This window comes from Streptomyces sp. NPDC030840 (assembly GCF_055572015.1).
The window spans coordinates 1-18,257 of sequence record NZ_JBVIEE010000036.1 but is presented as its reverse complement, the minus strand read 5'-3'; the positions used below and the strand labels follow the sequence as shown (position 1 = coordinate 18,257).

Here is an 18,257-nt window from a genome sequence, read left to right as displayed (position 1 = left end):
TGCTCCTCACAGTTCCTTGGCCAACTGGTGGATGAGGTCGCGCGACTGCTCTGGGTTGAGCGACTCACCCTTCACCCTACGGAAGAGCGTTCGAAAATGCTGCAGTTGCGCCTCGGAGTCGATGAAGGCCGTGCCGTGGGGAGCGTCACGCACCACGGTGTCCAGGCGGGGCACTGTTCCACCGAGGTACACCATTGCGCTTCCTCCTCCAGCGAAGTCGTCCAAGGCGAAAGGGATGACCCGAACGGCGACGTGGTCAGTCTCGGAGAGCTCCAGGATGCGGTCCAGCTGAGCTCGGAACGCGGCTCGGCCGGCAACCCGGATGCGCAGCGCCGCTTCATGGATCACGGTCTCGTACGGGATGGGATCGGAGCCCTCGATGATGACCTTCCGTCTCATCCGGTGGCTTACCCGGTGCTCCACCTCGCTCTCCGGGAACTCCGGGTTCATGTAGGAGAAGAGAGCCCGTGCGTAGGCCTCGGTCTGCAAGAGGCCGGGCACATGATTGACCGCTACGTCATGACGGAACGTCGCGTGGTGGTCGAGCTCGGACAGGTCCAGGTACGCGGTGGGCAGCACCCCGCGGTACTGTTCCCACCAGCCGCGTGTCCGGTCACCCGCCATGGCTACCAGCGCCTCGACCAACTCTTCGTCCGCGCAGGCGCAGTAAGCTGCCAGCCTGCGTAGCCGTTCCTCGGTGATGGCTGAACTGCCCGCCTCGATCTGGCTCATGTGCGTCGAGCTGGACCCGAGAAGGCCCGCCACCTCCTTGGCCGACTTGCCGGCGGCTTCCCGCAGTCTGCGCAACTCGGAACCCAGGCGCACCTGCCGTGCCGTGGGCTGGCTCCGCATCGTCATCCGAGTACTGCCTCCTCAACGCCCCCGGGAGCAGGTGCGGTTGTGCCTCCTCGTTCGGGTGTCAGAGTACGCGAGGCGGTTGCGGGGGTAGGAATTTCTACCCTACGTTCAGTAGCGCGACGCACACACTGCGGCACCCCGGGATTCCGGAAGCGCACTGCTCCCTCCTGCCATGACGGCTGCGGCAATGCCACCGCTCGGAACGCCAAACACTCTGCCGAACCCCAACGAACGGAGCTTCCGCATGCCCGAAATCGAACCGGAGCCCTGGGAGTACTCGCTCTACGTCCCGAACGATGTCAGGGCTGTCACTATCAGTCGCCGGACCCTCCGCCTGATCCTGACCATGCACGGTCTGACCACCCTGCTGGACACTGCCGAACTGCTCGCCGCAGAACTGGTCTCCAACGCCGTACGCCACACCAAGGGACCCGCAGTCCTTCGGGTGCGCTGGGCGAACGGCGTCCTGCGCATCGGTGCCTGGGATGCGGACCCTGAACCGCCGGAGCCGCCGTCCCCGTTGGAGCAGCTCGCCGATCTGGGCATGGAAGGCGGACGTGGTCTCGCTCTCGTCCGCTCCTGCGCCGATCTCTGGGGGTGGCAGCCTCTGTCCGGGCACGGCGGCCGGGGCAAGTACGTGTGGTGTGAACTGGCCGCCGCGTAGGTGGTGCGCGAGCGGCGGCGTCCGAGGAGCCGGCCAACTGGGCAGTTCTTAGGCTGTCGCCATGCTGCTCATCTACGACGGGGTGACCGTCGCTGACGCGCCCGCACTGCGAACTGGCGGGGTGCCGCTCGTTCCTGAGGCATTCACCTGGCCGAGGTGTCGCCAGTGCGGTGGGGCCATGCAGTTCCTTGCCCACTTGCCTCTCGACATCGGTGTGGTCGCGGTCTTCCTCTGTCAAAACGACCCAGGCATGTGTGACGACTGGGACGCTACTGGCGGCGCCAACCGGGCCTATCTCTTCACTGGCGAACTCACCCCAGCCGCCGTTCCTGTCGAAGGCGAAACACTCTTGGGCGCGGCCATCGCTCTGCGTTGCCATCCCGCCGATATGCCCACCGAGGAGCCCGTCCTCGGACGGCTGGGCGGCGCGCCTGACTGGCTCCAGAATGACGAGACCCCGGACTGCCCCCGCTGTGTCGCCCGCATGGCGTTCACCGCGGAGCTGGAAGAGGGCCACGACTACGCGACCTCGGCGAATTTCGGTGGAGGAGGCCGCGGTTATGTCTTCAGCTGCACTCCCTGCAGCACGGCCGCATTCCTCTGGCAGTGCTGAACAGGGCCGAGGGGGGCAGGCCGGAGCTGAACGGGACTGCGGCGATGGGCCCGCCGTGAACTTGCGACGCTTCTCCGCAGGACGCTGCCTAAGGCTTCTCCGTGACCGCCGGGTCCGGGGTCGTCTCCGGGCTCGGTGTCGCGCCGGGGGCCGGGGGCCGCTCCGTGGCGTCCGCGTCCTCGGTCGCCTTGAGCGCCGCCTCCCGCTTGATCGCCGCGTCGCGCTTCCGTACGAACCAGATGCCGTACAGGCCCAGGCCGCCGCCGGCCAGGCAGGTCCAGAGCCACCAGGTGTGGCCGTGGTCGTCGAACCAGCCGTAGAAGGGGAGCTGGACGACGAAGAGGACGAACCACACGATCGTGCCGCCGGTGATCGTCGCGACCACGGGGCCCTCCAGGGGCTCCGGCGCCTCGTGCTTGGGGGTCCACTTCGCCATGGGGACAGCTTACGAGGGTGGTCCCGGGAGGGGGCGGGAGGCTCTTGTCGTACCTGGATGCTCTTCGGTGTCGATTATCTCCGCGGCATCGATTTTGTTCGGCTGGCTCATATGTTCATACTGAAACGGTTTGTGTCCGGCAGCTTCTGTTCGTAGGAAACGCCAACAGCTTCGGGGGAGCGCTGCTGGCGATGAGGTTCCGCATGTCCAGCTCGGCCCCCGCCAAGGCCACCGCGCCGCAGCCCCAGGAGCCGGGTTCCCGGCCCGGGTTCGGCGCCCTCGACCGTTACTTCCGGATCTCCGAGCGGGGCAGCACGCTCTCGCGGGAGGTTCGGGGCGGGTTCGCCACCTTCTTCGCGATGGCCTACATCATCGTGCTGAACCCGATCATCCTCGGCAGCGCCAAGGACATCTACGGGCATCAGCTGGACAACGGGCAACTGGTGACGGCCACTGCCCTTACCGCCGCGTTCACGACTCTGCTCATGGGAGTCATCGGGAACGTGCCGATCGCCCTGGCCGCGGGGCTGGGCGTCAATACCGTCGTCGCCCTTCAGCTCGCCCCGCGCATGTCGTGGCCGGACGCCATGGGCATGGTGGTGCTGGCCGGGTTCGTGGTGATGCTACTGGTCGCGACCGGACTGCGGGAACGCGTCATGAGCGCCGTTCCGCTCGGGCTGCGCAAGGGCATCTCGATCGGCATCGGGCTGTTCATCATGCTCATCGGCCTCGTGGACTCCGGGTTCGTGTCCCGGATCCCCGACGCCGCGCAGACCACCGTGCCGCTCCAGCTCGGCGGTGACGGGCATCTGAACGGCTGGCCCGTCCTCGTGTTCGTGCTCGGTGCGCTGCTCACGCTCGCGCTGATCGTGCGCAGGGTGCCGGGGGCGATCCTCATCTCCATCGTCGCGATGACCGTGCTCGCCGTCGTGATCAACGCTGTCGCTGATGTGCCGTCCTGGGGGCTGACCACCCCGACGTGGCCGGGGAACCCGGTGGCGACGCCCGACTTCGGGCTCATCGGGCAGGTCAGCCTCTTCGGCGGGTTCGGCAAGGTGGGCCTGCTGACCGGGCTGCTGTTCGTCTTCACCGTGCTGCTGTCGTGCTTCTTCGACGCGATGGGCACGATCATGGGAGTCGGGGACGAGGCGAAGCTGACCGACGAGCGGGGCAACATGCCCGGTATCAACAAGGTTCTTCTCGTGGACGGGATGGCCGTCGCCGCGGGCGGTGCCAGTTCCTCGTCCGCCACCACCTGTTTCGTGGAGTCCACGGCGGGGGTGGGTGAGGGGGCCCGGACCGGGCTCGCGAACGTCGTCACCGGCTCGCTCTTCGCCGCCGCGCTCTTCCTGACGCCTGTCGCCACCATGGTTCCGTCCCAGGCGGCCACCCCCGCCCTGCTCGCGGTCGGCTTCCTGATCCTGGCCAACTCGGTCGGGGACATCGACTGGGCCGACTACACCATCGCCGTCCCCGCCTTCGTGACCATGGTGATGATGCCGTTCACGTACTCCATCACCAACGGCATCGGCATGGGCTTCCTCACCTTCGTGGTGCTCCGCCTGGCCGCCGACCGGGGGCGGGAGGTGCCGACCGCGATGTACGTGGTGTCGGCGGTGTTCGCCTTCTACTACCTGATGCCCGCGCTGGGACTCACCTGACCGGCCTGGCTCGGCGCGCCGGAATCGTGGGCGGCTCCGGCGTCCCCGTAGAACCTCTCCGTCTCCTCGACGGCGGTCTGGAACCGCTGGTCGAAGTCGTCGCGCATGAGCGTCTGGATCACGTAGTCCTGGACGTTCATTCCGCGTTTCGCGGCGTGCCCTCGGAGGCGTTCGAGCAGGTCGCGGTCTATGCGCAGGCTGAGCACACTGGTCCCCATGGGGAGAGGGTCGGGCCGGTTCGGCGGCGGTCGGTCACATTTCGCGCGCAGATCACCCGTACGAGTGATGGGTGCTTGACGTAGGGCGTGAGTGGGTGGGGCGGGAGGGGCTGCGGCGTAGGCGGGTGCGTAGGAGTGGCCGGTGTCACGGGGGCGCGGGTGGCATGACGGTGGTCTTTAGCGAGGGTAATGAGTTATGCTAAAGAACATGTCCGATCTGACCCATGGCGGCGACGAAGCCGCCGTGAACGCCCTGCGCTCCGCCGTGATGCGTCTGTCCCGTCGGCTCAAGCACCAGCGCGTCGACGAGTCGCTGAGCCCCACGGAGATGTCGGTGCTCGGCACCCTGGCCCGCTGCGGTACCGCCACCCCGGGCGAACTGGCCCGCAAGGAGCACGTGCAGCCGCCCTCGATGACGCGCATCGTCGCGTTGCTGGAGAGCAAGGGGCTGGTCAGCCTGGAGCCGCATCCCGAGGACCGGCGCCAGAAGGTGGTCAAGCAGACCGAGCGTGCCGAGGCGATGCTCGAGGAGAGCCGCCGCAAGCGCAATGCCTTCCTGACCTCCCTGGTCCAGGGGCTCGACGAGGACGAGTGGGCCAAGCTCCGCGAGGCCGCGCCCGTCCTGGAGAAGCTGGCGCATCTCTGAGCCGCCCCGCGAGCACCCGCGGCGCGCGGGTCCCGCCCCTGGCGGGCCGCGCTTTCGCGAGACCCCCTGGGCGCCCCCCCCGACGACCGCGCCGACGACGACGATGTCCGTGACAGCCAAGGAGGCGAACCCCTTTGAGTTCGGGACCCGGAGCAGATTCCGCCCCCGCACCGACGACCCACAACCCTCCGTCCGCCCACAACCCTCTGCCCGCCCACACCCCTCGGACCGCCGCCAACCGTCCGTCCACTCGTGACCCCCGGTCCGCCGACCCTCGGTCCGCCGACCCCCGGTCCACTCACGACCCCCGGTCCGCCCACGGCGCACCCACCCCCAAGGCCCCCGCACCCGGCACACGCCCCACCCCCGGCCCCGCGACCGGTGGTGACGCGGGCCGCGAGGGCAAGCGGGTCGGCGGCTCGATGTTCCGTTCTCTGCGGATCCGGAACTACCGGCTCTTCTTCCTCGGGCAGGTCGTCTCCAACACCGGCACCTGGATGCAGCGCATCGCGCAGGACTGGCTGGTGCTCAGTCTCACCGGGTCTTCCACCGCCGTAGGCATCACCACAGCCCTGCAGTTCCTGCCGATGCTGCTCTTCGGCCTGTACGGCGGCGTCCTCGTCGACCGTCTGCCCAAGCGGCCCGCGCTGCTGGTCACCCAGTCGTCGATGGCCGTCACCGGTCTCGCGCTCGCCGCCCTGACCCTCTCCGGGCACGTCGAGGTCTGGCACGTGTACGTCGCCGCCTTCGCCGTCGGACTCGCCACGGTCGTCGACAACCCGGCCCGCCAGTCCTTCGTCTCCGAGATGGTCGGCAAGGACCAGCTGCAGAACGCCGTCAGCCTGAACTCGGCGAACTTCCAGTCCGCGCGCCTGGTCGGTCCCGCCCTCGCGGGCGTCATGATCACCGGTGTCGGTACCGGCTGGGCGTTCCTCGTCAACGGCCTGTCCTTCGTCGCGCCCATCGCCGGCCTGCTGCTGATGCGCGCCCGCGAGCTGCACGTCGTCGAGCGCGCCCCGCGCGGCAAGGGCCAGCTCCGCGAGGGCCTGCGGTACGTTGCCGGCCGCCCGGACCTGCTGTGGCCGATCGTCCTGGTCGGGTTCATCGGCACCTTCGGCTTCAACTTCCCCGTCTGGCTGTCGGCCTACGCCGACGACGTCTTCCACGCGGGCGCCGGCGCCTACAGCCTCTTCAACACCCTCATGGCGGTCGGCTCCCTCGTCGGGGCCCTGCTCGCCGCCCGGCGCGGAACGGCCCGGCTGAGCCTGCTGGTCGCGGCCGCCGCGGTCTTCGGCGCGCTGGAGATCGTGGCCGCGCTGGCTCCGTCGTACTGGTTGTTCGCCCTGCTCATGGTCCCGATCGGGATCGCCGGCCTGACGGTCAACGTCACGGCGAACACCTCCGTTCAGATGGCCACCGACCCGGCCATGCGCGGGCGGGTGATGGCCCTGTTCATGATGGTCTTCATGGGCGGTACGCCCCTGGGCGCGCCGATCGTCGGCTGGATCACGGACACCTACGGCCCCCGGGTCGGCTTCGCCCTCGGCGGCGTCATCTCGGCCGCCGCGGCCGTCATCGTCGGTCTGTTCCTGGCCCGCGCGGGCGGGCTGCGCCTGTCGGTCGGCTGGTACCACGGGCACCCGCGGGTGCGGTTCGTACCGAAGGAGCGGAAGGAGCGGGAGCCGCTGGCGACGGTGAGCAGCGCGGCGTGACGCTCCGCCCGGGCACGCTCGCGAGGTGATCCGTTCCCTGGAAGGGTGGCCCCCATGAGCACCATGAGACTGTTCGCGGCGGTGCTGCCCCCCTCCGACGTGGTCGACGAACTGGGGTACGCCGTCACCGCGTTGAAGGGACTGCCGGGGGAGGAGCGGCTGCGCTGGACCGGGCGGCCGGGGTGGCACTTCACGCTCGCCTTCTACGGCGAGGTCGAGGAGGGCCTCGTCCCCGAACTGTCGGAGCGGCTGCGGCGTGCGGCGCGGCGCACCGAACCGTTCCCGCTCGCGGTGCGCGGCGGCGGGCAGTTCGGGCGCGGACGTGCCCTGTGGGCGGGCGCGGAGGGGGACCTGGACGCCCTGCGGCTGCTGGCGGACCGTGCGGAGGCGGCCGCGCGCAAGGTGGGGGTGCCGATGGGGGAGCACCGCCGCTACAAGCCCCACCTGACGGTGGCCCGCAGCCGGCGGACGGTCGACGTCCGGTCGCACGTCGAGCGTCTCGCCGCCTTCACGAGCCGTACATGGACGGTGTCCGAGCTGGCCCTGGTGCGCAGCAATCTGCCGAGGTCGGGGGAGGAGGGGGAGCAGCCGCGGTACGAGACGGTCGGGCGCTGGGCGCTCGGCGGGGCCGGTTAACCTCGACTGCGTGGACCCGAAGACTCGTAACCGGATCATGGCCGGTGTGCTGGTGCTGATGTTCGTCGTTGTTGCGGTGGGTGCTGCGTTGGGGAGGTAGGGGCGGGGTGTGGTGTTGGGTGAGGCGGGGGACTGCGCGTGGGTTGTCGGCTGCCGGTTGTGTGTGGCTTGTCGCGCAGTTCCCCGCGCCCCTTAAAGATGCGCAGTTCCCCGCGCCCCTTAAAGATGCGCAGTTCCCCGCGCCCCTGAAGATGCGCAGTTCCCCGCGCCCCTTAAAGATGCGCAGTTCCCCGCGCCCCTGAAGATGCGCAGTTCCCCGCGCCCCTTAAAGACGCGCCCTTCCCGCGCCCCCGAACAACGCGCCGTCCCCCGCGTCCCTCGACGGGGTGCCCCCGTCAGGGGATTCACCAGGCGAACGCTTCCGGGGACGGTCCCGGACCCGGGAAGATGTCGTCCAGGGAGGTCAGCACGTCCTCGGACAGCTCCAGCTCGGACGCTCGGATCGCGGACTCCAGTTGCTCGGCGGTGCGCGGGCCCACGATCGGGCCGGTGACGCCGGGGCGGGTCAGCAGCCAGGCGAGGGCCGCCTCGCCGGGCTCGATGCCGTGCTTCTCCAGCAGGTCCTCGTACGCCTGGACCTGCGTGCGCACCGCGGGGTCGCCCAGCGCGTCGGCGGCCCGGCCGGAGGCCCTGCGCCCGCCCTGCGCCTCCTTCTTGATCACACCGCCCAGCAGCCCTCCGTGCAGCGGCGACCACGGGATGACCCCGAGACCATAGTCCTGCGCGGCCGGGATGACCTCCATCTCGGCGCGGCGCTCGGCGAGGTTGTAGAGGCACTGCTCGCTGACGAGACCGATGGTGCCGCCTCGTCGCGCGGCGATCTCGTTGGCCTGGGCGATCTTGTACCCGGGGAAGTTGCTGGAGCCCGCGTAGAGGATCTTGCCCTGCTGTACGAGGACGTCGATGGCCTGCCAGATCTCCTCGAAGGGAGTGTTCCGGTCGATGTGGTGGAACTGGTACAGGTCGATGTAGTCGGTCCGGAGGCGCTTCAGGCTGGCCTCCACCGCGCGCCGGATGTTGAGCGCGGACAGTTTGTCGTGGTTGGGCCAGACCGAGGAGTTGCCGGGGTCCAGGTCCATGTTCCCGTAGACCTTGGTGGCGAGCACGACCTTGTCGCGCCGCTCACCGCCCTTGGCGAACCAGTTGCCGATGATCGATTCCGTACGGCCCTTGTTCTCGCCCCAGCCATACACGTTGGCGGTGTCGAAGAAGTTGATGCCGGCGTCCAGCGCGGCGTCCATGATCGCGTGGCTGTCCGCTTCGTCCGTCTGCGGACCGAAGTTCATCGTGCCGAGGACCAGTCGGCTGACCTTGAGACCCGTGCGTCCGAGCTGCGTGTACTTCATGAGGTCTCAGCCAACGCCTTGGAGTTCGCTCAAGGCAAGGGGGAGGGTACGTGGGGCGATCGGCCGCTCACCGGGCGGCGGGTCAGTCGCGGGGGAACTCGTCGGTCTTCAGGGTGAGGCCGAGGAGGGTTGTGGTCATGTCGAGGTCCACCCCGAAGGTGACGGACAGTTCGGTGAGGTATTCGCCGTTCTTGGGCTGGGTGTAGAGGTGGCACTTGCCCTGGTAGGGATCGGCGATGAGGTAGACGGGGACCTCGGCGACGGCGTAGGCGGTCTTCTTGGGGCCGTAGTCGTTCTTCGCGGTGTCTTTGGAGACAACCTCGGCGATGAACTCCACGTCCTCGGGACGCCAGCGGCCCTCGGGGTCTTTCCCGGCGCCCTCGCGCAATTTGGCCACGTCGGGGGCGAGGCCGTTCAGGCGCCCGGGAAAGTCGATGCGGACGTCGGAGAGGATCTTCGCCCGCCTGCCGAAGCGATCTTCGAGCGCCCAAATGATCATGCGGATGGTTTCCCAGTGAACGTCCCGCTGCGGCGACATGTAGACGGCCCCCCCGACGATCTCGACCTTGTATCCCTCGGGGACGGGCATCTTCTCGAGCCGCTCGAACATCTCATCGAGCTGGCGCGTGTTGTCGCTCTCGGCCATCGCGATCCTGTCTTCAAGGACGGTCATCGTGGCGCTCCTCCCCGGCTGCCCCATGGACGAGCACAGCCGCGCAGTACAACGATACGCACGGTGACGGGACACGGACGGAACTTCCCGCCTCAGCGGTTCTGGTCGTACGGCTCGCCCAGGTCCCACGCCTGGTACATGGCGTCCGCGAAGGCCGCCGCGATGCGGTGTTCGCCGTCGGCGTTCGGGTGGGTGCCGTCGTAGGTGTCGCGGTGGATGTCGTACGACGGCGGGGGCGAGGCGAGGAGGAGCGGCGAGCGGGGTTCGTCCAGGTCGGCGGCCGCCTTGGCGAGGAGTTCGTTGAAGCGGGCCACCTCGGCGGCGAAGAGGGCGTCCGACTCCGCCCGGATGTTGGGGATCACCGGCAGTACGACGGTGCGGACGCGCGGATTGCCCAGGCGCGCCGCGGCCACGAAGTGGCGTACGTTCTCCGCCGTCTGGTCCGCGCCGGTGTAGAAGCCGAGGTCGATCAGGCCCAGGGAGACCAGCAGGACGTCCGCGCGGTGGGTTCGTACCGCCTCCGTGATCAGCGGGGCCATGTGGAGCCAGCCCTCGCCCCATCCCGCCAGGTGGGCGCGGGGGAACTCCGGGTCCGCGTAGGCGTACGACGTGGGGGTGTCCGTCGCCTTGTCGTACAGCGTCTCCCGCGGGCCGACGATCCTGAAGGGGCCGCCGTACGTGGCGCACAGGTGCTGCCACAGCCGGTAACGCCACGTGTGTTCGCCCGCGCTGCCGATGGTCATGGAGTCGCCGACGGGCATGAGCCTGAGCATGGGCTCATCATGGATGATTGCTACTGGGTGGTAAGGGCTCGGGGGCGAATCCGTGCTGTGAACCTCGACACGGAGGGTCGTGCCCCGCGCGGGACGCGACCACGGCACACGCACCCCGGGCGGTGGTCACCGTGGAACCAGCGGAGCGCCGTGGCAGGCTTGGGGCCATGCGTCGTCGATCGCTCCCCTTCCTCGCCGGCCTCGCCGGGGCCCTCCTCGCCGCCGCCTCGGCCGCGCCGGTCGTCGCCGACGACGACGGCGGGTTCACCATCAAGGACCCGAGGATCACCGAGTCCAGCGGCCTGGCCGCCTCACGGCAGCACCCCGGTATCTACTGGACCCACAACGACCAGGACAAGGGCGCCTACCTCTACGCCGTGGACAGCGACACCGGCGAGACCGTCGCCACCATCACCCTGACCGGCGTCGGCACGCCGCGTGACGTCGAGGCCGTCTCCATCGGGCCCGGCAACCAGATCTGGGTCGGCGACATCGGCGACAACGACGGCGTCACGTGGCCCTACGTGTGGATCTACCGGCTGCCCGAGCCCAAGGAGCTCAAGGACCAGACCGTCCGGGCCACCCAGTACGTCGTGAAGTACTCCGACGGTTCCCGCGACGCCGAGTCCCTGGTCGTCCACCCCAAGACCGGGCGCGTCTACATCATCGACAAGCAGGAGGACGGCGGGCATCTGTACGAGGGGCCCGCGAAGCTCTCCGCGTCGGGGAGCAACGTCTTCAAGCCCGTCGAACCGGTCGACCTGTGGGCCACCGACGCGGCCTTCTCGCCCGACGGTGAACGGCTCGCCGTACGCGGGTACTTGGGCGGGATCCTCTACGACTGGAACGGCGGGAGGATCAAGCGGATCCAGCAGCTGAGCGTTCCCCTGCAGAGGCAGGGCGAGTCGGTGACGTACACGACCGACGGGTCCACGATCCTGTACGGCACTGAGGGCGCGGGCAGCACGGTCGTGGCGCGGGAGGCGCCCGGCGGGGGCGGCGGGTCCGACTCGTCGTCCGGGGGCGGGAGTTCGGAGGACGGGCAGGGGAGCGGCGAGGAGGGCATGAGCTCCGGTCTGAAGGCCGCCGTGCTGGCAGTGGGCGCCGGTGTCGTCGTCCTGTGGGTGCTGAAGAGGCTGCGGCGGCGCCCGTCGTAGGCCGGAACCTGTTCAGGTCTGCTCGGTTCGCCCGGTCCGCTCGGCCACCAGGACCTCCAAGCCGTCCAGGAACCGCCTCAGCCCGAAGGCGAAGTGGTCGAAGTCCTCCGAGAAGGTTTCCGCGGCCAGAGCGGCCATCATCGGGAACTGCCCGCTCTCCATGGCCTGTTCCAGGAACGGCCGCTGCTGCTCCCAGAACTCCTCGTCGCTCAGGCCCGTTTCCTTCGCGGCGTCGTCGGCGTCGATCTCCATACGCGCGATGCCGCCGGCGAAGGACTGCACCGAGATGATCACCGAGATCAGCTCGGGGTCACTGAGCCCCATGTCCTGGAGGGGGACCAGGGCGACCTCCAGGGAGCGCAGGGAGCTCGGGCCCATGACCGTACGGGCCTGGTTGACCCGCAACAGCCACGGGTGGCGCCGGTAGTGCTCGAGGTAACCGCGGGCCAGGGACTCGACGGCCGTCCGCCAGCCGGACTCCGCCGTCAGGCCCTCCTCGTCGGCCTCCAGGGCCTCGCGCTGCACCCGGTCGAGCATCAGGTCGAGCAGCTCGGCCTTGCCCGGCACGTACCGGTACAGCGACATCGTGCCGACGTCCAGCGCGGTGGACAGGCGGCGCATCGACACCGCCTCCAGCCCCTCGGCGTCGGCGAGCTCGACGGCCGCGGCCACGACCCGGTCCAGGGTCAGCCCCGGTCTGGGCCCCCGGCTGGGGCGCTCGCCACCGCCCCAGAGCAGCTTCAGGCTGATCTTGATGTTGCCGCTGCCGCCGGTACCCGTCCGTGCCATGAACATCAGCGTATCCCCTCTGACATGGGCTTTGCCGGGCCCCGGAAACTCATTGGACAGAAACTGGGTACGGCGTACTCTCTTACGGGTACATCGTACTCAGTTTCAGGTGAGGGGGCTCTCGCGTGACCGGATATGCCGTACAGGCCGAGGGGTTGGAGAAGAGGTACGGGGAGAAACGCGCCCTCGACGGGTTCGACCTCGCGGTCCGCGAGGGCACCGTGCACGGACTGCTCGGGCCGAACGGCGCGGGCAAGACCACCGCAGTCCGCATCCTGTCCACGCTCGTCCGCCTCGACGGAGGGCGGGCGACGGTCGACGGGCTCGACGTGGCCGGGCAGCCGCACGAGGTCCGGGCACGCATCGGGCTCACCGGCCAGTACGCGGCGGTGGACGAGGTGCTGACGGGACGCCAGAACCTGGAGATGTTCGGCCGGCTGTTCCACCTGGGCGGGAAGCGGGCGAAGCTCCGGGCCGCCGAGCTGCTGGAGCGGTTCGACCTGACCGACGCCGCCGACAAGGGGGTCGGCGACTACAGCGGCGGCATGCGGCGTCGGCTGGACCTGGCCGCCTCCATGATCCTCGCTCCGGCCGTGCTGTTCCTCGACGAGCCGACGACCGGACTCGACCCCCGGAGCCGGGGTGAGGTCTGGGATTCCGTACGGGCGTTGGTGGCGAGCGGCACGACCGTCCTGCTCACCACGCAGTACCTGGAGGAGGCCGACAAACTGGCCTCCCGCATCACCGTCATCGACCAGGGGCGGGCCATCGCGGACGACACCCCGGACGGACTGAAGAACCGGGTCGGCGGCGACCGCATCGAGGTGGTGGTGGCCGAGCGTGCCGAGATCCCGCGGGTGGTGAAGGTGGTCGCCCGCGTGGCGGACGGCGAACCGCAGACGGAGGCAGGCGAGTTGCGGGTGCACGCGCCCGTGGCCGACCGGGTGGCCGCCCTCACGGAGGTCGCGCGGACGCTCCAGGACGAGAACGTGGCGGTGGAGGACATCGGACTGCGCAGGCCGAGCCTGGACGACGTGTTCCTCCGCCTGACCGGACACCGTACGGCGAGGGAGGCCGCGTGAGCACCGCCGAGCGTGTGAGCACCGTCGACCTGACCGGAGCGGGCGGCCACGGGCGCCTGTACTGGCTGCTCGCCGACTGCTGGAACATCGTCCGCCGCGACCTCACCCACTACGTGCGCCAACCGGTCAACATCGCCTGGCAGCTGGGCTTCCCGATTCTCTCCGTGCTGCTCTACGGGTATGTCTTCGGCAGCGCGATGAAGGTGCCAGGAGGCGGGGACTACCAGGACTTCCTGATGCCGGGGATGTTCGTGATGACGATGGCGTTCGGCTTCGTGAACACGGCCACGACCGTCGTCTACGACAACACCAAGGGCGTCATCGACCGTTTCCGTTCCATGCCCATGGCCTCCTCCGCCGTGGTGGCCGGGCGCGGTGTCAACGAACTCGTCGTCGCCTGCACGGAGTTGGGCATCATGATGGCCACCGCGTTCGCCATGGGCTGGCGTCCCCACGGAGGCTGGGGCTTCCTGGCCGCCTTCGGCCTGCTGCTGTGGCTCCGCTTCGCGCTGATCTGGGTGGGGGTGTGGCTGGGCCTGCTCGTGCCCAATCCGGAGGCGGCGGGCGGCCTGTTCGCGGTGGCGTTTCCGCTGACGATGATCTCCAGCAGCTTCGTCGCGCCCCAACTCATGCCCGACTGGCTGGGTTTCGCGGCCGCGTGGAACCCGATCTCCTCCACGGCCGCGGCCACCCGCGACCTGTTCGGTACGCCGGTGGGCGGCGGTGACTCGTGGGTGGAGCAGCACGCGCTGCTCATGGCGGGCGTGTGGCCGCTGGTCCTGACGGCGCTCTTCCTGCCGCTGGCGGTACGGAGGTTCCAGAGGCTCAGCCGGTGAGGTGAGGTGAGGTGAGGTGAGGTGAGGGGCGGGTTGGGCTGAGCGGACGCCCCCGGGTGGTCCTTCCAGGTCCCAACTGCCCCGTCCCCCAAGGTGGCTGTGAATGGCCTATGACTCGATCAGGTCAAATCTTGGTCGAAAATGTTCTTGCGTGGGGCGCTCTTCCGGAACGATGCGGCATGGGCCGTGGACCCCGCGGGCCTGAACCCCCCTCACCGTTCTGAGAGAACTCCATGAGAAGAAGCGCAGTTGTGCTGTGCGGCGCGACCGTCGTACTGGCGGGGACGCTCACAGCCGTTCCCGCCAACGCCAGCGCGTCGAACGCCGTGGGCGCCGCGAACACCGCCCAGGCCGCGGCCGCGAAGGTCACTTGGAAGACGTGCGCCACCGGCGACTACCCGACGCTCCAGTGCGCGTCGGTGAAGGTGCCGCTCGACTACGCCAAGCCGCGCGGGAAGCAGATCACGCTGGCGCTGTCCCGCGTGCCGCACACCGCCGACAAGTACCAGGGGCCGCTGCTGGTCAACCCGGGCGGCCCCGGCGGCAGTGGCCTGACGCTGGCCGGGTACGTCGCGTCCTCGCTGCCCAAGGAGGTCGCCGCCCAGTACGACGTCATCGGCTTCGACCCCCGCGGAGTGGGCCGGAGCAAGCCCGCCCTGGACTGCAAGCCCGGCTACTTCAACCCGGTGCGCCCGGACTCCGTGCCCAGCACGCCCGCGATCGAGGAGGCCAACCTCGCGCGCGCCAAGTCCTTTGCCAAGGCCTGCGGCACGAAGTACAAGGACGTCCTGCCGTACATCAACACGGTCAGCGCCGTGAAGGACATGGACTCGATCCGCAGGGCCCTCGGCGCGAAGAAGATCAACTACTTCGGCTACTCGTACGGCACCTACCTCGGCGCCGTCTACGCCAAGCTGTACCCCGAGCGGGTGCGGCGCCTGGTGCTGGACTCGATCGTCGACCCGACCGGCGTGTGGTACGAGGACAACATCGCCCAGGACTACGCCTTCGACGACCGTCACAAGGCGCTCATGGCGTGGATCGCCAAGTACGACTCCACCTACAGGCTCGGCACCGACCCGGCGAAGATCGAGGCCAAGTGGTACGCCATGCGGGCGGCCGTCGCCAAGAAGCCCGCGGGCGGCAAGGTGGGCGCCTCCGAGCTGGAGGACACCTTCATACCCGGCGGCTACTACAACGGGTACTGGCCCTCCCCCGCCCAGGCGTTCGCGGCGTACGTGAACGACAAGAACGACGGCCCGCTGGTCAAGGCGTACGAGAACTTCGCCGCCATCGACGCCTCCGGCGACAACGGCTACAGCATCTACACCTCGGTGCAGTGCCGTGACGCGTCCTGGCCGCGCGACTGGAACCAGTGGCGCAAGGACAACTGGGCAGTGTACGAGAAGGCGCCGTTCATGACATGGAACAACGCCTGGTACAATGCGCCGTGCGCGTTCTGGCCGACGAAGTCGCTGAAGCCGGTGAACGTCGCCAACGCCAAGCTGCCGCCGGTGCTGCTGTTCCAGGCGACGAACGACGCCGCCACCCCCTACCAGGGCGGCGTCACCGTCCACCGGCTGCTCAAGAACTCCAGCCTGGTCGTGGAGCAGGGCGGCGGGAACCACGGCATCACGCTGAGCGGCAACGACTGCCTCGACGACTACCTGGCGGCCTACCTCACCAGCGGCAAGGTGCCGCGGGGCAGCGGCACGGCCGACGCCGTCTGCCAGAAGCTGCCCGACCCGAAGCCGCAGGGCCCCGCGCAGGCGGCCACGACGGTGGTCGGGAACACGCTGCAGGGGGTTCTCGGGTTCGGCGGCTGAGTGAGCCGTCTTCGTCGTACGACATGAGAGTCGTACGACACGAGAAGGGCGCCCGGTGACTCACCGGGCGCCCTTCTCCGTACGGACGACTCCTACAGCTTCTCGATGACGTAGTCGACGCACTTCGTCAGCGCCTCGACGTCCGCCGGGTCGATGGCCGGGAACATGGCGACGCGGAGCTGGTTGCGGCCGAGCTTGCGGTAGGGCTCGGTGTCGACGATGCCGTTGGCGCGGAGCACCTTGGCGACGGCGGCGGCGTCGACCTCGTCGGTGAAGTCGATCGTGCCGATGACCTGGGAGCGCTTGGCCGGGTCGGCGACGAACGGGTTCGCGTACTTGATGTCCTCGGCCCAGGAGTACAGGCGGGTCGAGGAGTCCTTCGTGCGGGCCGTGGACCAGGCCAGGCCGCCCTGCCCGTTGAGCCACTCCAGCTGCTGGTCGAGCAGGAAGAGGGTGGCGAGGGCCGGCGTGTTGTACGTCTGGTTCTTGCGCGAGTTGTCGATCGCGGTCGGCAGCGAGAAGAACTCGGGGACGTGCCGTCCGCTCGCGTGGACGCGCTCGGCGCGCTCGATGGCGGCCGGGGAGAAGACGCCGATCCAGAGGCCGCCGTCGGAGGCGAAGGACTTCTGCGGGGCGAAGTAGTAGACGTCGGTCTCGCTGATGTCGACGGGGAGGCCGCCGGCGCCGGAGGTGGCGTCCACGAGGACGAGGGCGCCCTCGTCGGCACCCTCCACCCGCTTGATGGGCATGGCCACACCGGTGGAGGTCTCGTTGTGGGTGAACGCGTAGACGTCCACGCCGGCCTCGGCCACGGGCTCCGGGTGCGTGCCGGGGTCGCCGGCGATGACGGTCGGCTCGGCCAGCCAGGGGGCGAGCTTCGCGGCCTTGGCGAACTTGGAGGAGAACTCGCCGAACGAGAGGTGCTGCGACTTGTTCTCGATCAGACCGTGGGTCGCGATGTCCCAGAAAGCGGTCGATCCGCCGTTGCCGAGGATGACCTCGTAGCCGTCGGGAACCTGGAACAGCTCACTGATGCCCTCGCGCACCTTGCCGACCAGGTTCTTCACGGGAGCCTGGCGGTGGGAGGTGCCGAGGAGGGATGTGCCGGTGGCGGCCAGCGCGTCCAGCGCCTCCGTCCGCACCTTGGAGGGGCCGGCGCCGAATCGTCCGTCGGCGGGCCTGATGTCAGCGGGAATCTGGATCTCAGCCACGACGGGAGCGTAGCCGTTTCTGGAAACCTGGGCGAAACGTCGTCCGTCGGGTGAGACGGGGCGGGGCGGGGTGGCGGTCTCCCGCCCCCGCCGCGCCCACCCGATCGGCCCCGCCGCCGGGGAGAGCGGGACCCCGGCCGCCGCACGGCCTCCTCCGCGACGCGCCGCGGAGGAGGCCTCTTATCCGTGACACCTACCGTCGGCCGGCTGTGGCACGTCCGCACAGGAGCAGGGCCCTGGCGAGGGCCGCCAGTGCGGCGGTGCACAGGACGGTGCGCAGGATGTTGGTGGTGACCCAGGTGGTGCGGAAGCTGTCCACCACCGAGAAGTCCTTCACCCGGGACGGGTCGCCGAGGTCCGCCAGTTCGTTGTTGAGCGGGATGTTGACCGCCATGGTGATCACCAGGACCACCAGGTAGGCGAGCGCTGCGGCTCCCGCCCACAGGGCGGTGCTCCTGCGCCCCCTGCGGAACTCCAGGACCGCGGCGGCAGCGGGTATCAGCAGGGCCAGGAGGAAGACGCTGCCGAACAGGCCGTTGCCGTCGATCTCCGCGTTGAAGTTCTGCATGGCCGCGACATAGGTGCGGTCGTCGCCGTCGGCGAGCCCGGGCATCACCGAGATGTCGAAGGCGAAGAACAACCCCGCCATCAGGCCCATGAGGACGGTGGAGACGAGGAGCAGGGCGGGGCCGGGGCCGTACCCGGGCCGTTCGGCCGGTGTCGGTAACGGGTGGGTGAGGGGGTGCGGCCGTGTGGTGTCGGCCTGACGGTGATTCATCGGGTCTCCGGAGGGTGGGGGCGCTGATGACGGATCGTGGCAGGGCGGGTGTCAGTAGCGGTAGTGGTCGGGCTTGTACGGGCCCTCGACCTCGACTCCGATGTACGCGGCCTGCTCCGGGCGCAGCGTCGTGAGTTTCACGCCGAGTGCGTCGAGGTGGAGGCGGGCGACCTTCTCGTCGAGGTGTTTGGGCAGCGTGTACACGCCGGTCGGGTACTCGGACTGCTTGGTGAACAGCTCGATCTGGGCCAGGGTCTGGTCCGCGAAGGAGTTCGACATCAC

General features: G+C 69.2%; 20 protein-coding genes. 10 read left to right on the top strand and 10 right to left on the bottom strand.

The genetic code is table 11. The features are described 5' to 3' along the window. Nucleotides 1-6: 6 nt before the first annotated feature. Nucleotides 7-858: a helix-turn-helix domain-containing protein gene (locus ACZ49J_RS42870; RefSeq protein ID WP_467456687.1), complete on the bottom strand. Its 852-nt coding sequence runs from the start codon at nt 856-858 to the stop codon at nt 7-9. A gap of 244 nt (nt 859-1,102) precedes the next feature. Between ACZ49J_RS42870 and ACZ49J_RS42865 the strand changes: the two genes are divergently transcribed. Further along, a complete protein-coding gene (locus ACZ49J_RS42865) occupies nt 1,103-1,522 on the top strand; it encodes an ATP-binding protein (protein ID WP_467456689.1) in 420 nt (139 codons plus the stop codon). 61 nt (nt 1,523-1,583) lie between these two features. Then, the gene (locus ACZ49J_RS42860; RefSeq protein WP_467456691.1) at nt 1,584-2,135 is read left to right on the top strand and encodes a YwqG family protein; all 552 of its coding nucleotides are present in this window, start codon (nt 1,584-1,586) and stop codon (nt 2,133-2,135) included. An 88-nt stretch (nt 2,136-2,223) separates the two neighbouring features. On the opposite strand, the gene ACZ49J_RS42855 is transcribed toward ACZ49J_RS42860, so the two are convergent. Beyond that, a complete protein-coding gene (locus ACZ49J_RS42855) occupies nt 2,224-2,571 on the bottom strand; it encodes a DUF2530 domain-containing protein (protein ID WP_467456693.1) in 348 nt (115 codons plus the stop codon). A gap of 203 nt (nt 2,572-2,774) precedes the next feature. Between ACZ49J_RS42855 and ACZ49J_RS42850 the strand changes: the two genes are divergently transcribed. After that, nucleotides 2,775-4,232: an NCS2 family permease gene (locus ACZ49J_RS42850; RefSeq protein ID WP_467456694.1), complete on the top strand. Its 1,458-nt coding sequence runs from the start codon at nt 2,775-2,777 to the stop codon at nt 4,230-4,232. Here the strand turns inward: ACZ49J_RS42850 and ACZ49J_RS42845 are convergent. Then, nucleotides 4,202-4,450, bottom strand: coding sequence for a ribbon-helix-helix protein, CopG family (locus ACZ49J_RS42845; RefSeq protein ID WP_467456695.1), 249 nt, complete (start codon nt 4,448-4,450; stop codon nt 4,202-4,204). The two genes, ACZ49J_RS42850 and ACZ49J_RS42845, sit on opposite strands and share 31 nt — an antisense overlap. A 208-nt stretch (nt 4,451-4,658) precedes the next feature. Here ACZ49J_RS42845 and ACZ49J_RS42840 point away from each other — a divergent pair, with 208 nt between their 5' ends. The 3 genes from ACZ49J_RS42840 (at nt 4,659) to thpR (ending at nt 7,444) form a co-directional block, all read left to right on the top strand. Further along, nucleotides 4,659-5,096 (top strand): MarR family winged helix-turn-helix transcriptional regulator, encoded by a 438-nt coding sequence (locus ACZ49J_RS42840; protein ID WP_467456696.1) that lies wholly within the window; start codon nt 4,659-4,661, stop codon nt 5,094-5,096. Nucleotides 5,097-5,518: 422 nt separating this feature from the next. After that, nucleotides 5,519-6,808, top strand: a complete 1,290-nt coding sequence (locus tag ACZ49J_RS42835; RefSeq protein ID WP_467456697.1) for an MFS transporter — start codon at nt 5,519-5,521, stop codon at nt 6,806-6,808. A gap of 63 nt (nt 6,809-6,871) precedes the next feature. Continuing rightward, on the top strand, nt 6,872-7,444 hold the full coding sequence (thpR, locus tag ACZ49J_RS42830) for an RNA 2',3'-cyclic phosphodiesterase (protein ID WP_467456726.1): 573 nt from the start codon (nt 6,872-6,874) through the stop codon (nt 7,442-7,444). Between the two features lie 404 nt (nt 7,445-7,848). Here thpR and ACZ49J_RS42825 read toward each other — a convergent pair whose 3' ends face one another. The 3 genes from ACZ49J_RS42825 to ACZ49J_RS42815 form a co-directional block, all read right to left on the bottom strand. Further along, a complete protein-coding gene (locus ACZ49J_RS42825; RefSeq protein WP_467456699.1) occupies nt 7,849-8,850 on the bottom strand; it encodes an aldo/keto reductase in 1,002 nt (333 codons plus the stop codon). An 82-nt stretch (nt 8,851-8,932) separates the two neighbouring features. After that, nucleotides 8,933-9,523, bottom strand: a complete 591-nt coding sequence (locus ACZ49J_RS42820; protein ID WP_467456701.1) for a Uma2 family endonuclease — start codon at nt 9,521-9,523, stop codon at nt 8,933-8,935. Nucleotides 9,524-9,615: 92 nt separating this feature from the next. Further along, nucleotides 9,616-10,296: an SGNH/GDSL hydrolase family protein gene (locus tag ACZ49J_RS42815; protein ID WP_467456702.1), complete on the bottom strand. Its 681-nt coding sequence runs from the start codon at nt 10,294-10,296 to the stop codon at nt 9,616-9,618. Between the two features lie 167 nt (nt 10,297-10,463). Here ACZ49J_RS42815 and ACZ49J_RS42810 point away from each other — a divergent pair, with 167 nt between their 5' ends. Beyond that, nucleotides 10,464-11,453, top strand: a complete 990-nt coding sequence (locus tag ACZ49J_RS42810; protein ID WP_467456704.1) for a WD40 repeat domain-containing protein — start codon at nt 10,464-10,466, stop codon at nt 11,451-11,453. 12 nt (nt 11,454-11,465) lie between these two features. Here ACZ49J_RS42810 and ACZ49J_RS42805 read toward each other — a convergent pair whose 3' ends face one another. Continuing rightward, complete coding sequence (locus ACZ49J_RS42805; RefSeq protein WP_467456705.1) at nt 11,466-12,242, bottom strand: TetR/AcrR family transcriptional regulator; 777 nt, start codon at nt 12,240-12,242, stop codon at nt 11,466-11,468. 125 nt (nt 12,243-12,367) lie between these two features. On the opposite strand from ACZ49J_RS42805, the gene ACZ49J_RS42800 reads away from it, so the two are divergent. The 3 genes from ACZ49J_RS42800 (at nt 12,368) to ACZ49J_RS42790 (ending at nt 15,986) form a co-directional block, all read left to right on the top strand. Continuing rightward, nucleotides 12,368-13,324, top strand: a complete 957-nt coding sequence (locus tag ACZ49J_RS42800) for an ATP-binding cassette domain-containing protein (RefSeq protein ID WP_467456707.1) — start codon at nt 12,368-12,370, stop codon at nt 13,322-13,324. A gap of 14 nt (nt 13,325-13,338) precedes the next feature. Further along, nucleotides 13,339-14,160: an ABC transporter permease gene (locus ACZ49J_RS42795; protein ID WP_467456727.1), complete on the top strand. Its 822-nt coding sequence runs from the start codon at nt 13,339-13,341 to the stop codon at nt 14,158-14,160. Nucleotides 14,161-14,393: 233 nt separating this feature from the next. After that, a complete protein-coding gene (locus ACZ49J_RS42790; RefSeq protein ID WP_467456708.1) occupies nt 14,394-15,986 on the top strand; it encodes an alpha/beta hydrolase in 1,593 nt (530 codons plus the stop codon). A 92-nt stretch (nt 15,987-16,078) separates the two neighbouring features. On the opposite strand, the gene serC is transcribed toward ACZ49J_RS42790, so the two are convergent. The 3 genes from serC to ACZ49J_RS42775 form a co-directional block, all read right to left on the bottom strand. After that, nucleotides 16,079-17,197 carry a phosphoserine transaminase gene (gene serC, locus ACZ49J_RS42785; protein ID WP_467456710.1) on the bottom strand — a complete coding sequence of 373 codons (1,119 nt, stop codon included), beginning with the start codon at nt 17,195-17,197 and terminating at the stop codon, nt 16,079-16,081. 193 nt (nt 17,198-17,390) lie between these two features. Then, nucleotides 17,391-17,975, bottom strand: a complete 585-nt coding sequence (locus tag ACZ49J_RS42780) for an anthrone oxygenase family protein (RefSeq protein WP_467456711.1) — start codon at nt 17,973-17,975, stop codon at nt 17,391-17,393. A 51-nt stretch (nt 17,976-18,026) separates the two neighbouring features. Beyond that, the coding region (locus tag ACZ49J_RS42775) for an adenosylhomocysteinase (RefSeq protein ID WP_467456712.1) at nt 18,027-18,257 on the bottom strand (231 nt) is incomplete at its 5' end.

What these genes read in the sequence shown, in the direction of transcription:
- ACZ49J_RS42860 (WP_467456691.1), top strand. Translation starts at nt 1,584, where the DNA reads ATGCTGCTCATCTACGACGGGGTGACCGTCGCTGACGCGCCCGCACTG.
- ACZ49J_RS42870 (WP_467456687.1), bottom strand. Translation starts at nt 858, where the DNA reads ATGACGATGCGGAGCCAGCCCACGGCACGGCAGGTGCGCCTGGGTTCC.
- ACZ49J_RS42780 (WP_467456711.1), bottom strand. Translation starts at nt 17,975, where the DNA reads ATGAATCACCGTCAGGCCGACACCACACGGCCGCACCCCCTCACCCAC.
- ACZ49J_RS42790 (WP_467456708.1), top strand. Translation starts at nt 14,394, where the DNA reads ATGAGAAGAAGCGCAGTTGTGCTGTGCGGCGCGACCGTCGTACTGGCG.
- ACZ49J_RS42825 (WP_467456699.1), bottom strand. Translation starts at nt 8,850, where the DNA reads ATGAAGTACACGCAGCTCGGACGCACGGGTCTCAAGGTCAGCCGACTG.
- ACZ49J_RS42850 (WP_467456694.1), top strand. Translation starts at nt 2,775, where the DNA reads ATGTCCAGCTCGGCCCCCGCCAAGGCCACCGCGCCGCAGCCCCAGGAG.
- ACZ49J_RS42815 (WP_467456702.1), bottom strand. Translation starts at nt 10,296, where the DNA reads ATGCTCAGGCTCATGCCCGTCGGCGACTCCATGACCATCGGCAGCGCG.
- ACZ49J_RS42805 (WP_467456705.1), bottom strand. Translation starts at nt 12,242, where the DNA reads ATGGCACGGACGGGTACCGGCGGCAGCGGCAACATCAAGATCAGCCTG.
- ACZ49J_RS42840 (WP_467456696.1), top strand. Translation starts at nt 4,659, where the DNA reads ATGTCCGATCTGACCCATGGCGGCGACGAAGCCGCCGTGAACGCCCTG.
- ACZ49J_RS42810 (WP_467456704.1), top strand. Translation starts at nt 10,464, where the DNA reads ATGCGTCGTCGATCGCTCCCCTTCCTCGCCGGCCTCGCCGGGGCCCTC.
- ACZ49J_RS42820 (WP_467456701.1), bottom strand. Translation starts at nt 9,523, where the DNA reads ATGACCGTCCTTGAAGACAGGATCGCGATGGCCGAGAGCGACAACACG.
- ACZ49J_RS42835 (WP_467456697.1), top strand. Translation starts at nt 5,519, where the DNA reads ATGTTCCGTTCTCTGCGGATCCGGAACTACCGGCTCTTCTTCCTCGGG.
- ACZ49J_RS42845 (WP_467456695.1), bottom strand. Translation starts at nt 4,450, where the DNA reads ATGGGGACCAGTGTGCTCAGCCTGCGCATAGACCGCGACCTGCTCGAA.
- ACZ49J_RS42855 (WP_467456693.1), bottom strand. Translation starts at nt 2,571, where the DNA reads ATGGCGAAGTGGACCCCCAAGCACGAGGCGCCGGAGCCCCTGGAGGGC.
- thpR (WP_467456726.1), top strand. Translation starts at nt 6,872, where the DNA reads ATGAGACTGTTCGCGGCGGTGCTGCCCCCCTCCGACGTGGTCGACGAA.
- ACZ49J_RS42865 (WP_467456689.1), top strand. Translation starts at nt 1,103, where the DNA reads ATGCCCGAAATCGAACCGGAGCCCTGGGAGTACTCGCTCTACGTCCCG.